Raw genomic sequence first — 14717 nt, forward strand, 5'->3', positions numbered from 1 at the left:
CTGACAATTGGTAAAAATTTTCGGCGGATTCACATAGTGTACTGTGTCGCCATGTGAACAATATAACGCTTCATCTTATAATAGCTGAGCTTCATTAATTGTCATAGGAATTTTTCCTGTAGAACTGTAAACCACTTTATAAAAATAATTTAATCTCATGAATTAAATTACAAAACCGACCTCTTTATGATTTGTATGGCAGCATTGTTTATCCTTCTTTCTACAACTAAAAAGTGTAGTTAACTCCAAAGCCAGACTCAAACTCTATGTGATTTTTTGACATGGGGCTTTTATACTGATTCTCGGATAAATAATTAACTCTATAAGTTGTATAAATACTCCAATGCTTATTCAGCTCATAATCAACAGCCAAACTCGCATAAGGATACACACTAGAACCCAAACTATAGCTTGCAATCCCACTACGCTTAGCTTCCAAGGAATTTACAGCAAAATAATATTGATTATATTTTAAGCTGTTCCATTGTAAGCCAAACTCAGGATACAAACTCCAAAGTCCTGTTTCCCATGCTGCAATATAAGATACATTCGCAATTGCACCATGGCTTCTAGAAAGAACATCGTGTGCAGCACTCAATTTCAATGCACCATAATCAGAGGTATACATATAACTTCCACCCACCAAAACAGACCATTTACGTTGATCGAGCAGAGCTAAAGGTCCACTCGGACGATACATAGTGCCGTCATAATAAGCATAAAGTCTGAGCAAGTTATTCATATCACGATATAAATTTAACCCTGCTTGATCGCCTGCTGCATAAAAAAACTGACCATCATAAAAAGCCGTTGGTAATATACTACTTTCTATTTCCTTTCCTTTATAACTTTGTAAGTCCAAAGATAAATTAACACCAATACTCGGTTTCACTTCTTCAGTTTCTGCGTAGGTTCGCGCAGTTAAAAAAGTAAAAAATAGTAAAGATGCTTTTAAAGGAAACTTCATTAATCTATTTAAACTCGATTTAAAGATTCAGTCTTTCTTTGAAAATGGCAATAAGCAGTCATTTTACCTGATCCTAACAACATTGCCTTAACAATAGCGCATTAAGCATTCACAACTTACTTAAAATAAAAATCGGCCGTGACACTTAACTTAATACGACTTACTGAGTAGGACACCATTTTTTATACTCTTATTTGTGTTTTAGCAACGCTTAAATAGTATCTTTATCAATAAATTCACATTTATGAAACAAATAGCGTTTTTATACACTCTTCAATAAGCACCCAGACAATAAAAAAGCATCTTGATGCAAGCATGAAAAAGCAAAGAATTGTCTGCCATGTAGTTCAATCTTCAACAAAACATGCTATCCAAAACTATACAATTTACGGATTATTTAGCATGAATTTTAATTTTATTTTAATAAATGTTTCTATACTAGAGTGTCAATTGGTACAATGACGCCCCAAAGTTGCTTTGGACCCAACAATGAATCTCAACGTGTTCTAAAAATACCTATTTTCAATAGAGACAATGCTAGCAGCATATTAAATATTAATTTTGTTTAAATTTAATGCATTTGCTCTATACAGGTTTTATTGTGGTGATATTTTCATGACGTTTTTTCAACAAAATTCCAGTTCAAATATTGATTGGCACGTTATTTGTGACTTTGATGGCACAATCAGCCAAAAAGATACCACTGACACATTGCTTAATCAATTTGCTCATCCTGACTGGGAAAAAATTGAGCAACAATGGGAACAAGGTCTAATTGGTTCAAAGCAATGTATGCAACAACAAATTGCATTACTCAACATGACCAAACAACAACTTTTCGAGTGCTTAGATCAAATTGAAATTGATACTGGCTTTATCAAGCTCGTGCGCCTTTTAGAAAGGCAAAAAGTGAATCTTAGTGTAGTGAGTGATGGTCTTGATCTGGTTATTCAATACATTTTAGAAAAAAACCAGCTTGATCATCTGCCTATTATTGCAAATCATTTAGATCATCTTACTGCCAATCATTGGCAATTAAGTTTTCCTTATAGTGATAATGTCTGCAGCAGTCAAAGTGGCACATGCAAGTGTAAAATTGCGAAATTAAACAGACAAGAGAAAATTATTTTAATCGGCGATGGGCGATCAGATTTTTGTTTAGCTGAGCGTGCTGATTATGTGTTTGCAAAAAAAAGCCTCATTGAGCACTGTACGAGCAAAAAAATTCATCACCACCCCTTTGATGAGTTTTCACAAATAATTGAACCACTTTTTGCCTTATTGAATAGCTCCTCTGAAGCCTTCGAAGCAACTGAACTCTGGGTAAATAGTTAATGAGTGATCATTCATTTTTTCTTCCTGGTCAACGTACCGGTATTTTATTAATTCATGGCTTGACGGGTACACCAAATGAAATGCGCGGTATTGCACGTTCATTTCATCAAGCTGGATATAGCGTATATGGCGTACAACTTGCTGGACACTGTGGTGATATCAATGATCTGATCGCAACGCGTTGGGAAGATTGGTTCGCAACAGTGTATCAAGCTGCAAATCAATTAAAACAACACGTTGATGAAATTTTTGTTGCAGGTTTATCAATGGGTGCTCTACTCGCCCTAGAATATGCAGCGCGTTTTCCTGTTTCAGGCGTTCTTTGCTATAGTCCAACTTTTAAATATGATGGCTGGAGCATACCTCGCTGGTCACAACTAATTGGTCCTTGGGTATTACCTCCGATTTATCATTTTAAGTTATTTTCTCAACGTACTTTTGATGAAGCTGAACCTTTCGGCATTCAAAATGAAGCATTACGAGCGCGTATTGTTCATGCAATGCAAAATGAGGACAGCTCAGAGGCGGGTTTACCGGGTAATCCTTGGCATTCACTTTACCAACTACAACGCCTTTCGCGTCAAGTTAAAAAAGATTTACCCAATATTAGCGCACCATGTCTTTGTCTACATGCTTATGAAGATGATGTCGCAAGTCGCAAAAATAGCCAAATTATCTATGATCGTGTTGCTGGCCCTAAACATTTGGTTTGGTTATATAATAGTTATCATATGATTACTATTGATAATGACCGTAAACAAGTGATTCAAGAAAGCCTAGATTTTGTAGCAAAATATAGCCTCGACAAGCCCCAACTCAGCCAACCTGAAGTACAACATACTCCGTGTGCGACATAAGGACAAAATATGAGCCCTGTAGTATTTTTCGTTTGGTTTTTAACAATCTTAATTGACACAATTGGTCAATTAGCATTTAAAGCCGCCGCAGCACAACACAAAGACAGTGATGGCTTTAATTATTGGCAAATGCTACTTAAACAACCTTGGTTATGGGCAGGTATTTTTTGCTATATTTTTGAATTTGTCATTTGGCTAGCCTTCTTATCATTAGTTCCACTTTCAGAAGGTGTCATGCTTGGTAGTATTAACATTGTTGTTATTATGATTGCGGGTCGATTATTTTTTAATGAGAAACTTACACGCAATCGCCTCATTGGTGTTGTGTTAATTACACTTGGTGTAACCATTGTTGGAATAGGTGGATCATGAGAGCTTTTTATATTATTGGATTTCTGATCCTAACCGCTTTTGACACCTTAACTCAACTTAGCTTTAAGTTTGCCTCTATTCACGCCATGCCTATGACTATGGATGTAGATTGGCTTATTCGTGTCTTTAGCCATCCTTGGATTTATGGTGCTTTTATCGGTTATATTGGTGCTTTTTTTACTTGGATGACATTACTCAAACATGCACCTATTGGACCAGCTTTCGCTGCTGCCCACATGGAACTCATTACCATTAGTATCTTATCAATTTGGATTTTCCATGAACCAATGACTTTAGCCAAAGCATTTGGTGCGATCTTTATTTTACTTGGTGTCATCTTTTTGGCTAAAGATGAATCTGAACAAGATCCAACTCAAGTCGTGAAATCTCCCCACCCTTAACTTAATTTAAATACTAAATCTTTAACTCATTATTTTACTTACAAAAAAAGCCTCTAATTGAGGCTTTTTTCGTGCAATTAAATTATTGCGCAGCAGCTTGAGCAGCAGCAACTTCTTCAGCGAAGCTCATTTCTGCTTTTTTCTCAATACCTTCACCAACTTCGAAACGAACGAAGTCAGCTACAGTTGTACCAGCAGCTTTAAGTGCATCAGCAACTTTCTTCTCGTTGTCAATTACGTACATTTGACGTTCAAGAACAACTTCATTGAGATATTTCTCAACAGAACCAGTAACCATTTTCTCAACGATATTCGCAGGTTTACCTGATTCGATTGCTTTAGCTTCTGCAATTTCTTTCTCTTTTGCGATAAGATCAGCAGGAACTTTTTCAGCAGTAACAGCAATTGGGTTGAACGCAGCAACATGCATTGCAACGCCTTTACCAGTTTCTGCATCACCAGCATAAGCAACAACAACACCAATACGTAAACCGTGTTTGTAGATTGCTAAGTTATCAGCTTCTACAATTTTTGCACGACGTACTTGGATGTTTTCACCGATTTTTTGAACAAGAGCAATACGCGCTTCTTCAACAGTGCTACCGTCTTCTAATTTAAGTTCAGCAATTTTAGCAGCATCAATTTCATTTGCAGCTAATGCAGCAGCAGCAACTTTGTTAGAGAAGTTAGCAAAGTTTTCGTCTTTTGCAACAAAGTCAGTTTGGCAGTTTACTTCAACCAAAATTGCTTTGTTACCGTCTTGAACGATTGTGATTGCACCATCAGCTGCAATGTTACCTGCTTTTTTAGCAGCTTTTGCTTGACCTGATTTACGAAGGTTATCAATCGCAAGTTCAATATCACCACCAGCTTCTGTCAATGCTTTTTTGCATTCCATCATTGCTAGGCCAGTACGATCACGTAATTCTTTTACCATGCTTGCAGTAATTGCAGTCATGTTATTCTCCTAAATACGGTAGAAAATCAATCTGTTCAACAAAAACGGCCCGAAGTGTAACCCTGGGCCGTTTTTGCTCAATCGACGCTCAATTTTATCATTATCATATCGGGTAATAATGACAAAGATACGTCAAAGACGCATTAAGCCTCTGGAGCTTCTTTAGCAGCTTCGTCGCCTTTTGCTTGCGCATTAGCTTGAGTCTGAGCATATTCTTTACCAGCAATAATCGCATCAGCCATAGAAGAAGCATACAAAGTTACTGCACGAATCGCATCGTCATTACCAGGAATAACATAATCTACGTCATCTGGATTCGAGTTAGTATCAACGATACCAATTACAGGAATACCAAGATTTTTCGCTTCTTTAATTGCGATTGCTTCGTGGTCAACGTCGATCACGAATAATGCGTCAGGTAAACCACCCATGTTTTTAACGCCGCCTAAGCCACGCTCAAGTTTTTCCATCTCACGAGTACGTTCTAATGCTTCACGTTTAGTAAGTTTAGCAAAAGTACCGTCAGTAGATTGAGTTTGAAGGTCTTTTAAACGGTTGATAGATTGGCGAAGTGTTTTCCAGTTCGTCAACATACCACCTAACCAGCGGTGATCAACATATGGTTGACCAGCACGTTGAGCTTGTTCACGGATGATGTTAGAAGCAGCGCGTTTAGTACCAACGAATAAAACTTTATTCTTTTTGCTTGCTAAATTGTTTACAAAGTTCAAAGCATCGTTTAACGCAGGAACTGTGTGCTCAAGGTTAATGATATGAATTTTGTTGCGTGCACCAAAAATGTATTGGCGCATTTTTGGGTTCCAGAAGCGTGTTTGGTGACCAAAGTGCGCGCCTGCTTGAAGAAGGTCGCGCATACTTACGTTGTAATCTGCCATTTTCTTTACCTTAAAGTTTGGGTTAGGCCTCCATATGTCCGCATTCTCCACCTTTACAGGCACCCAGAGTAATGTGTCGACATATGTGCGGATTTTTCCAATTTAACGTTTTATCTCAAGAAATTTAATCTTGAAAAGCATTTGATAAATTGGGCGGCTATTTATACCATAGTCACATACAAATTTCCAAAAGTTTTTAAAGATCATGAACAGTACTTATCAAGCTCCCCGTCGTTTAATTAAAACCCAAGATGAAATTGAAAAAATGCGCATCGCGGGACGACTGGCTGCTGAGATTCTGGATATGATCAAACCGCACGTCAAAGCAGGTGTTAGCACACTCGAATTAGATCGCATTTGTCATGATTATATTGTTAATGTACAAAATGCCATTCCTGCTTGCTTAGGCTATGGTGCTGCTCCTGGTCGTCCAGCATTCCAACACACTATTTGTACCTCAGTGAATCATGTGGTTTGTCATGGTATTCCCTCAGAAGCAAAAATTTTAAAAAATGGCGATATTTTAAACATCGATGTCACTGTAATTAAAGATGGTTATCATGGTGACACAAACATGATGTATGTGATTGGTGAGGGCTCTGTGCTCGCTAATCGTTTATGCCATGTTGCACAAGAAGCAATGTACCGCGGTATTGCCACAGTAAAGCCAGGCTCAACGATTGGTGACATTGGCCATGCTATTCAAAAATATGTTGAATCTGAACGGTTTAGTGTAGTGCGTGAATATTGTGGTCATGGGATTGGTACCGTATTTCATGATGAACCTCAAGTTCTACACTACGGCCAATCTAACAGTGGCATGATTTTAGAAGAAGGGATGACCTTTACAATTGAACCGATGGTCAATGCTGGTGTATGGCAAACTCGCCTGATGGGTGATAAATGGACTGTAGTCACTAAAGACCATAAACTTTCTGCCCAGTATGAGCACACGCTTGTAGTTACAGCCACTGGTGTGGAAATTCTGACTGCTCGCCCTGATGAAGATCTATCTCGCTTCAACTAGTCGCACATTATATGTAATAGTGGACAAGTATCTATGCAATATTATGCATAGATACTTGTTACATATAACAACAAGAAAATTATAAAAAAAAAGAATCTTTTCAAATAATCGGTATTTTTCACATATAGAAAAATAAAGATAAGAAACTACACCAAGCTCATATCAATCTATTGCTTAAACTTTCATAAAAAATTGAATAATAATAAAAGAGTTATTGCTATAACATACATTTAAAGTCATCTTAAAGTGTATAAAAACTTCAAATAAGAATAGATATTTTCTAATAAAAACAATCTATTAAATAAAAAAACAAGATAAAAAGGATCACCTTACGATGGATATTAAAATTAGTGTACTTACGCTCTGTATGTTTACATTTCCAATCATCAGCCATGCACAAACATCTACAGCCTCAACTAAAAGTTTTAAACGGTTTTCTGTTTCTGCAGGTTGGCTTCATGCAATGCCTCAAGGATCTGCAAACCCTTTTAATAATCACACAGCAGTAGCTGAAAATACAAAATCCACTGTAGGGAGTGTGAGTAAAGATGCTGTACTTAATGCAGCAGTCAAAGACTCCAACCCTTTGCTTTATAATTTAATCTCATTTTACCCAGGACAAAATCTACCTGCAACTATATCAGGTACTGCAACCATTAATGGATTATCAAGCTGGCAATCTCCTGCCACAGGTCTTGAAGCTGATTCAGTAGATACACTTGGATTAATGATGAATTATTATATAAATGATCATTGGTCTGTAGAACTCAAGGCGGGAATTCCACCTACGGTTGATTTAAAAGGTAAAGGTACTGTTTATGCACCATTACGTGGGAGTAATGAACCTGGTTTATCTCTTTTTTCGACAGACATTCCACTCGGAACAAGCATTGACTTAAATCAGGATATTCACGTATCTGACCTAAGCCAAGGCTCCAAAGCCGCCTCAGTACGCGCTTGGTTACCTGCATTAGAACTTCATTATCAATTTGGTCGATCTGGGGTAAATAAATTTCGCCCTTATATTGGTGCTGGAGTCCTGTTTGGTTATTTTGACAATGTTAAACTCAATCCAGATCTTAATTCAGATTTGGTCCTTGCAGCCCACCGCATACAAAATATATTAGACAATAAAGCAGGTGCCGGATTAGACGGTAAAGTATCCTCTGCTTCGCCACAAGTTAAAGTGAAAGCAACTTATACCTATGCACCTATTGTCACACTAGGAGCAACTTATGATTTTACTGATAAATGGTTTGCAGTTGGTTCCGTTTCTTATGCGCAAATGAATACCCAAGCTAAAATAACAGTAATTGACAACAATACTGGCAACTCACTCATTCGCTCAAACACCAAAGTGGATATTGACCCAATTATTAGCTATGTTGGTATAGGCTACCGTTTCTAAAACAACAAGGTGTTGATAGATATATCAACACCTTTAAATAAAATAATCTTTAGTAAAAGGAAATATGCTTAATATCTAATTGATAAAACGATATTTCCTATCGCCATCAGGTACAGTTCAATCTACAATGATCTAGTTCATCTATCAATGGATTGATTATGTCTACCGCTCGTTCATTCACCCAACCAATGATCTATATGCTGATTGGAAGCGCTTTTATATTAGCGCTTTCCTTAGGCATACGTCATGCTTTCGGGCTATATCTAGTTCCCATGAGCCACGAATTTGGTTGGGGACATCAAGTATTCAGCTTAGCTATTGCCATGCAAAATCTCATTTGGGGAGCAGTTCAGCCCATTACAGGTGCTTTTGCAGACAAATATGGAAGTAAAATTGTTGTTGCTGTAGGTGGTGTACTTTATTGTATTGGTCTAATACTCATGGCCATGAGTTCTACAAGCACCCTACTCAATCTTAGTGCTGGTTTAATCATTGGATTAGCCTTATCAGCAACATCCTTTTCAGTGCTTCTTTCTGCTGTAGGCAGAGCAGTCCCCCCTGAGAAAAGGGGTATGGCAATGGGGATAGCAAGTGCTGCTGGCTCATTTGGTCAGTTTATTATGCTACCCACCACCTTATTATTTTTAAAACATTTTGGCTGGTCAGCATCACTTCTTATTAGTGCCATTTTAGTTGCACTCGTTGTACCTTTAGCTTGGTTATTAAAGGCACCCATATATCAGGCTCCATCCAATCACGTAGCCAATATCGAAACTCTAAGCTTTAAACAAGTTTTACAAAAAGTAAAACAGCATAAACCATTTTGGTTCTTAGCTATGGGATTCTTAGTTTGTGGTTTTCAGGTGGTATTTCTAGGCGTTCATTTGCCAGGTTATCTCATTGATCATGGCTTTTCCGCAACAACAGGCACTGTCTTTCTAGCCCTTATTGGCCTATTTAATATTGTGGGTACTTATACTGCGGGCTGGTTAGGAGATAAATACCCCAAACCAAAATTACTCATGTGGCTGTATGCTATACGTGGCTTTAGTATTATTGCTTTTCTTGCACTTCCACTTAGTTTATTTACGATTTATAGCTTTGGGATTATTATGGGATTACTTTGGTTATCAACAGTTCCCCTCACCAATGGCATAGTCGCCCAAATGTTTGGGGTAAAATACTTAACCATGCTTAGTGGTTTAGTCTTCTTTACTCATCAAATCGGTTCGTTTTTTGGAGGTTGGCTAGGTGGCCTCAATCATGATTTAATGGGTAATTATAACTATATTTGGATCGTCTCTATTGTCTTAAGTTTCTTTGCTGTCTTTATGCATTCATTCGTCACAGAGGAAACCGTTATTCATGATTAATTCTAGTTTGATGTCAAAAATTTTACTCATTCTTGTTATTACTGGATTATTCATACTCGCCCTAAGCCTTTGGCTGACTACACCTGATTTATTTATCTATTTTAATCAAGCTTTTTGTGCTCATTAATTTGAGCACTCCCCCCTTATAAAAAGCCCCCTATATATTCACGTTTTTTAATATACTAAGACCCTGCATCCATATTCGCTTTCTGTAAATAGTTTCATCGATAGTAAACACAAGATATACATAACTAAGAAAAATAACCAACATTACTAATATTACAGTTTATATTTTTTAACTTATTCTTAAACAGTTTTAATATTTTCATCAAAAATCATTTGGACTGCACTTAGAGCATAAACAACATTCACTGCTGTAAGAATTAGGGAATGCAGTCCAATTAAAACAAGCCAAGCAATTTAAATATAAAGCTTACATTATAAATCTGACATGGAGTCACAGAATGAAAAAAATCATTTATGGCCTATTACTATCTATCAATACACTACCGCTACTTGCACATGCTGCATCACCCTATTTTAGTTATAAAGAAGGTGATGGTTTTAAACGTTTTTCAGTTTCAGCTGGTTGGCTACATGCTGCCCCACAAGGAAATGCTAACCCACTAAACAACCGCACAGCAGCTCAGAATGGCACTTACAAGGTAGGAGATGTACAAATAGATGCTGTCACCTCCAGTATTGCCCAAACAGCACAAGGAGATGCAGCAAAAAAGAAATTAATGGATACCGTTAATCTAGGCACGCAGATAGGATTAATTAAAAATAATACCCTAACAGAACAAATGAGTGGTTCAGCAACAATCAATAGTCTAGAAAATTGGACCAGTCCCAATACTGGCCTAGAAGCAGACTCCGTTGATACCTTGGGGCTCTTATTTAATTATTATTTTACAGATCATTGGTCAGTTGAAGTCAAGGCAGGAGTCCCACCTACAGTGGATATAAAAGGTCAGGGACAAGTCTCTGCACCGCTTTCAGGAATTGCACGACCTAAAGGCGAACTCCCTCCTGGCTTCATCAATAACATTGCTAACGAATTAATTAACAATATTGGTGATATTCCCTTAGATACTCAAATACCAATCACCAATTTAGCTCAGGGTAGTACAGCAGCAACGGCAAGAGCATGGTTACCTGCAGCTGAAATTCAATATCAGTTCGGACGATCTGGCATTAATAAATTTCGACCTTATATTGGCGCAGGTCTTATTTATGGGCATTTTGACAAAATAAAATTAAATTCGGGCATAGAAAACGATTTAGTTTCTGCAGGTCATCGCATTCAAAATATTCTGGATAATAAAGCTGGTGCAGCATTGGATGGCAAAATATCTACTGCCGATCCGCGAGTTAAGGTTGAAGCCAGTGACACCTATGCACCCATTGTTACTCTAGGTGCAACCTATGATTTTAATACCAACTGGTATGCAGTAGGTTCAATTTCATATGCCAAAATGAATACGGATATCAAAATTTCTGTTACTGATAATCATACAGGTAAAGATTTAATTAACGCCTCAACTAAGTTAGATATAGATCCAGTCATTACCTACATGGGTATAGGCTATCGGTTTTAAATATCATTTATTATCTAAAATAAAACCATAAGAAAATGGCCTATCATTTAACTCAATACATGTCATGATGTATAGGAAAATGCTAGGCCACTTGAACTAAGACTTAAAACATCTCAGGTATAAATTAGAATAAACGATTCATACCATTTAATGTTGCTACGCGATATGCTTCTGCCATAGTTGGATAGTTAAAAGTTGTCTCAACAAAATACATAATTGAGTTTTTAGGGCTCTTCATCACTGCTTGCCCAATATGAATAATCTCAGCAGCGTTATTACCAAAGCAGTGAATACCTAAAATTTCTAAAGTATCACGGTGGAATAAAATCTTTAACTCACCTACTGTATCACCAGTAATCTGTGCACGAGCCAAATGACGGAAAGAAGATTGCCCAACTTCATAAGGTATTTTTTCTTCAGTCAATTGTTGTTCAGTTTTACCAATGGAGGAAATTTCTGGAATAGTATAAATACCTGTTGGAATATCTGTAACTGGTTTAACATTTTTTTCACCGCTACTCATATTCGTTCCAGCACAACGACCTTGGTCATACGCAGCTGAAGCTAATGAAGGCCAACCAATGACATCCCCCGCAGCATAAATATTCTCAACTTCGGTTTGATACTGTTCATTTACAGTAAGCTGTCCACGGCTGTTAGGCGTAATACCAACGTTATCTAATCCCAAACCATCTGTATTACCAGAACGGCCATTGCACCATAAAATCGCATCAGCTTTAATTTTTTTACCACTTTGCATATACAACACCACATGATCATCACTTGTTTCTAAATGATCTATTTGTTCATTGTGGCGTATTAACACACCTTGTTCACGCAAGTGATAAGACAAAGCATCTGAAATTTCGTCATCCAAATAACTTAATAATTTAGGTTGAGTGTTAATTAAATCAACTTTCATTCCTAAACCAATAAAGATAGAAGCATACTCACATCCAATAACACCAGCACCATAAATAATGACTTTGTGTACAGAATAATCAAGATCTAGAATTTTGTCTGAATCAAATACACGTGGATGTTCAAAATCAAGCCCTTGTGGGTGATATGGACGACTTCCTGTTGCAATCACAATTTGTTTACAAATAATAGATTCTTTCAAGCCATCATCACTGAAGACTAAAACTGTATTTTTATCTTGAATATAAGCACGGCCATGAAATACATCAATATTGTTGCGATCGTAAAAGCGACTATGTGTATCTACTTGCTGTTGGATAACCTTGTGTGCATTACGCAACACCTGCTTCATTGTGAATTGTTTCCATTCACCAACCTTTTGAAACATTGGGTCACGTTGGTAACGAATAATACTCGATACCGTTTGACGTAAGGCTTTACTTGGAATGGTACCAACATGAGTACAGTTACCACCAAGCTGATCACGTTGGTCAATAATCGCAACTCGTTTTCCAGATTTAGCCAGCTTCATTGCCGCGCCTTCACCCGCTGGACCTGAACCAAGTACAACGACGTCATACTTCAGGAAATTCCCAGCAACGATATCTTTTTTACGAGGCATTAAAAGCTCCTTTAAAAACTAAATTTTTTTTACGAAATTGTTAGATATTATGACCTAAACTATTCCGTTTTACTGTATTTCTGTTGCATATATTAAGTGATAACAACATTTAGTAAATGAATAGTTAAACTATCCTATCATATTACAATTTCGTTATAATGACGGGTAGACCCCTCTCACCGTCAAAAACAGTGGAACATATATATGTCTGAAAGCCGTAAACCAGAACAGGGTGTTAAACTTCGAGGTGCTGAAAAAGTTGCACGCATACCTGTAAAAGTGATCCCTACGGTCGAAGCTGCTCGCAAACCTGATTGGATTCGTGTCAAGATGTCTGCCCCAGAAGAAGTGCAGCGCATCAAAACCACTCTACGCGCACAAAAACTACATACGGTGTGTGAAGAGGCTGCTTGTCCAAACCTACCTGAGTGCTTTGGTGGAGGTACAGCCACCTTCATGATCATGGGAGATATTTGTACGCGTCGCTGCCCTTTCTGTGATGTTGCACATGGCCGTCCCAATGCACTCGATGCAGATGAACCGCGCCATATGGCTGAAACAATTGCCAATCTTGGTCTTAAGTATGCGGTAATCACCTCTGTTGACCGAGATGATTTACGTGATGGTGGTGCACAACATTTCGTTGATTGTATCCAAGAAACACGCAAACTCAGCCCTAAAACTTTACTTGAAATCTTAGTTCCAGATTTTCGCGGTCGTATGGACATTGCCTTACGCATCATGACTGAATGCCCACCAGATGTCTTTAATCACAATATTGAAACTGTGCCACGTTTGTACAAAGCAATGCGTCCAGGTTCTGATTATCAGCATTCTTTAACACTCTTGAAAATGTTTAAAGAATATTGCCCTGATATTCCAACCAAATGCGGTTTGATGGTTGGTATTGGTGAAACTGAAGAAGAAGTACTGGCACTACTGGACGATCTAAAAGCGCATGATGTTGACTATGTCACTATTGGTCAATATTTACAGCCATCAAAACAACATGCCCCAATCGATCGCTTTGTTACCCCAGAAGAATTTGAACGTTATACAGCACACGGGCAAAAGCTTGGTTTCAAAAATATCTGGGCAGCACCAATGGTTCGTTCAAGTTATTTTGCAGATCGTCAATACTATGGAGAACCTGTTCCTGATGTCCGTCGTAAAGTCGATCCTGCTAAGAAAATAGCTGTGCAAGTAATTGAAGCCTAAATACCCTCGCTTTAGCTCAAAAGCCTCTGTCCTATCAGGGGCTTTTTTCTTTTATAACTACGGATAAATAATGACATTAGCATTTGGTCACATTGGTATTTTGATTTTCTACTGCTAAATTACAAGTGATCTCTTTTAATCAAGCTCATATTTTACTGATATAAATAAAGCAATTGGAGTAGTACATGTCGCAACAAGATTATGAAAATGGCCTAAAAGTACGTACCGAAGTTATGGGGGCAGAGTTTGTACAACGCGCTCAAAAAAATACTGTTGATTTTACTCAGCCACTACAAGACTGGATCAATGAACATGCTTGGGGATCTACTTGGCAACGTGAAGGCGTACTGCCACGTAAATATCGCTCTCTCATCACACTCGCCTTTCTCACAGCACAGAAAAGTCCAACTGAGTTAAAAGGCCATGTACGTGGTGCACTCAACAATGGTGCTAGTGTTGAGGAAATTCAGGAAGTTCTACTGCATAGTCTCCCATACTGCGGTGCTCCAGCAGCACAAGAAGCTTTTCGTGCTGCATTAGAAGTCATTCAAGAATACCAAGCGCAATAAGTCACTATACAAAACTCTCCCAAGTATAGTGTTTAAACTATACTTGGCCGCCCTCAAACAGATTAAAAAACAAGCAAACAATAATTCTGAATTTTTCTTTAAAAAAGATATATATCCCAAAAAATATTTATCTTTATATAAATTAACTTAAACATTGCTTAAACAATGAACTGACCAGTTTACAATTTTGTC

Annotated in this window: 14 protein-coding genes and 1 pseudogene; 10 read left to right on the plus strand and 5 right to left on the minus strand. The window is 37.7% G+C overall.

The window, feature by feature from the left end; translation table 11 throughout:
* Window positions 1–159: pseudogene (locus RFH42_RS16905) on the minus strand (aspartate aminotransferase family protein); the annotation flags it as partial.
* 67 nt (window positions 160–226) lie between these two features.
* On the minus strand, window positions 227–967 hold the full coding sequence (locus tag RFH42_RS09470; protein ID WP_308975346.1) for a MipA/OmpV family protein: 741 nt from the start codon (window positions 965–967) through the stop codon (window positions 227–229).
* 615 nt (window positions 968–1582) lie between these two features.
* On the opposite strand from RFH42_RS09470, the gene RFH42_RS09475 reads away from it, so the two are divergent.
* From RFH42_RS09475 to RFH42_RS09490, 4 genes are read left to right on the plus strand one after another with little or no spacing between them, the layout of a single operon-like run.
* A complete protein-coding gene (locus tag RFH42_RS09475; protein WP_308975347.1) occupies window positions 1583–2302 on the plus strand; it encodes an MtnX-like HAD-IB family phosphatase in 720 nt (239 codons plus the stop codon).
* Window positions 2302–3159, plus strand: coding sequence for an alpha/beta hydrolase (locus RFH42_RS09480; RefSeq protein WP_308975348.1), 858 nt, complete (start codon window positions 2302–2304; stop codon window positions 3157–3159). Before RFH42_RS09475 ends, RFH42_RS09480 begins: the two co-directional genes overlap by 1 nt.
* Window positions 3160–3168: 9 nt before the next feature.
* A complete protein-coding gene (locus tag RFH42_RS09485; protein WP_308975349.1) occupies window positions 3169–3531 on the plus strand; it encodes an EamA family transporter in 363 nt (120 codons plus the stop codon).
* Window positions 3528–3932, plus strand: coding sequence for a DMT family transporter (locus tag RFH42_RS09490; protein WP_308975350.1), 405 nt, complete (start codon window positions 3528–3530; stop codon window positions 3930–3932). The genes RFH42_RS09485 and RFH42_RS09490 overlap by 4 nt, the downstream gene beginning before the upstream one ends.
* Before the next feature lie 82 nt (window positions 3933–4014).
* Here the strand turns inward: RFH42_RS09490 and tsf are convergent, their stop codons facing one another.
* On the minus strand, window positions 4015–4890 hold the full coding sequence (gene tsf / locus RFH42_RS09495; protein ID WP_016657080.1) for a translation elongation factor Ts: 876 nt from the start codon (window positions 4888–4890) through the stop codon (window positions 4015–4017).
* A gap of 143 nt (window positions 4891–5033) precedes the next feature.
* On the minus strand, window positions 5034–5786 hold the full coding sequence (gene rpsB, locus RFH42_RS09500) for a 30S ribosomal protein S2 (RefSeq protein WP_308975351.1): 753 nt from the start codon (window positions 5784–5786) through the stop codon (window positions 5034–5036).
* A 205-nt stretch (window positions 5787–5991) separates the two neighbouring features.
* On the opposite strand from rpsB, the gene map reads away from it, so the two are divergent.
* From map to RFH42_RS09520, 4 genes are all read left to right on the plus strand, one after another.
* Window positions 5992–6813 carry a type I methionyl aminopeptidase gene (map, locus tag RFH42_RS09505; protein WP_308975352.1) on the plus strand — a complete coding sequence of 274 codons (822 nt, stop codon included), beginning with the start codon at window positions 5992–5994 and terminating at the stop codon, window positions 6811–6813.
* 334 nt (window positions 6814–7147) lie between these two features.
* A complete protein-coding gene (locus RFH42_RS09510; protein WP_374990827.1) occupies window positions 7148–8221 on the plus strand; it encodes an OmpW/AlkL family protein in 1074 nt (357 codons plus the stop codon).
* A 158-nt stretch (window positions 8222–8379) separates the two neighbouring features.
* The gene (locus RFH42_RS09515) at window positions 8380–9594 is read left to right on the plus strand and encodes an MFS transporter (protein ID WP_308975353.1); all 1215 of its coding nucleotides are present in this window, start codon (window positions 8380–8382) and stop codon (window positions 9592–9594) included.
* A gap of 464 nt (window positions 9595–10058) precedes the next feature.
* Entirely contained in the window at window positions 10059–11195 is a 1137-nt protein-coding gene (locus RFH42_RS09520) for an OmpW/AlkL family protein (protein ID WP_308975354.1), read from the plus strand.
* A 124-nt stretch (window positions 11196–11319) separates the two neighbouring features.
* Here the strand turns inward: RFH42_RS09520 and sthA are convergent, their stop codons facing one another.
* The gene (gene sthA, locus RFH42_RS09525; RefSeq protein ID WP_308975355.1) at window positions 11320–12738 is read right to left on the minus strand and encodes a Si-specific NAD(P)(+) transhydrogenase; all 1419 of its coding nucleotides are present in this window, start codon (window positions 12736–12738) and stop codon (window positions 11320–11322) included.
* Between the two features lie 204 nt (window positions 12739–12942).
* Between sthA and lipA the strand changes: the two genes are divergently transcribed.
* On the plus strand, window positions 12943–13956 hold the full coding sequence (gene lipA / locus RFH42_RS09530; RefSeq protein ID WP_308975356.1) for a lipoyl synthase: 1014 nt from the start codon (window positions 12943–12945) through the stop codon (window positions 13954–13956).
* Between the two features lie 185 nt (window positions 13957–14141).
* Window positions 14142–14525 carry a carboxymuconolactone decarboxylase family protein gene (locus RFH42_RS09535; protein ID WP_308975357.1) on the plus strand — a complete coding sequence of 128 codons (384 nt, stop codon included), beginning with the start codon at window positions 14142–14144 and terminating at the stop codon, window positions 14523–14525.
* The last annotated feature ends 192 nt before the right edge of the window (window positions 14526–14717 follow it).

The organism is Acinetobacter rudis (genome assembly GCF_031157835.1).
Taxonomy (GTDB): domain Bacteria; phylum Pseudomonadota; class Gammaproteobacteria; order Pseudomonadales; family Moraxellaceae; genus Acinetobacter; species Acinetobacter rudis_A.

Coding starts and splice junctions, on each gene's coding strand:
- RFH42_RS09470 (WP_308975346.1), bottom strand. CDS start 967: ATGAAGTTTCCTTTAAAAGCATCTTTACTATTTTTTACTTTTTTAACT.
- RFH42_RS09475 (WP_308975347.1), top strand. CDS start 1,583: ATGACGTTTTTTCAACAAAATTCCAGTTCAAATATTGATTGGCACGTT.
- RFH42_RS09480 (WP_308975348.1), top strand. CDS start 2,302: ATGAGTGATCATTCATTTTTTCTTCCTGGTCAACGTACCGGTATTTTA.
- RFH42_RS09485 (WP_308975349.1), top strand. CDS start 3,169: ATGAGCCCTGTAGTATTTTTCGTTTGGTTTTTAACAATCTTAATTGAC.
- RFH42_RS09490 (WP_308975350.1), top strand. CDS start 3,528: ATGAGAGCTTTTTATATTATTGGATTTCTGATCCTAACCGCTTTTGAC.
- tsf (WP_016657080.1), bottom strand. CDS start 4,890: ATGACTGCAATTACTGCAAGCATGGTAAAAGAATTACGTGATCGTACT.
- rpsB (WP_308975351.1), bottom strand. CDS start 5,786: ATGGCAGATTACAACGTAAGTATGCGCGACCTTCTTCAAGCAGGCGCG.
- map (WP_308975352.1), top strand. CDS start 5,992: ATGAACAGTACTTATCAAGCTCCCCGTCGTTTAATTAAAACCCAAGAT.
- RFH42_RS09510 (WP_374990827.1), top strand. CDS start 7,148: ATGGATATTAAAATTAGTGTACTTACGCTCTGTATGTTTACATTTCCA.
- RFH42_RS09515 (WP_308975353.1), top strand. CDS start 8,380: ATGTCTACCGCTCGTTCATTCACCCAACCAATGATCTATATGCTGATT.
- RFH42_RS09520 (WP_308975354.1), top strand. CDS start 10,059: ATGAAAAAAATCATTTATGGCCTATTACTATCTATCAATACACTACCG.
- sthA (WP_308975355.1), bottom strand. CDS start 12,738: ATGCCTCGTAAAAAAGATATCGTTGCTGGGAATTTCCTGAAGTATGAC.
- lipA (WP_308975356.1), top strand. CDS start 12,943: ATGTCTGAAAGCCGTAAACCAGAACAGGGTGTTAAACTTCGAGGTGCT.
- RFH42_RS09535 (WP_308975357.1), top strand. CDS start 14,142: ATGTCGCAACAAGATTATGAAAATGGCCTAAAAGTACGTACCGAAGTT.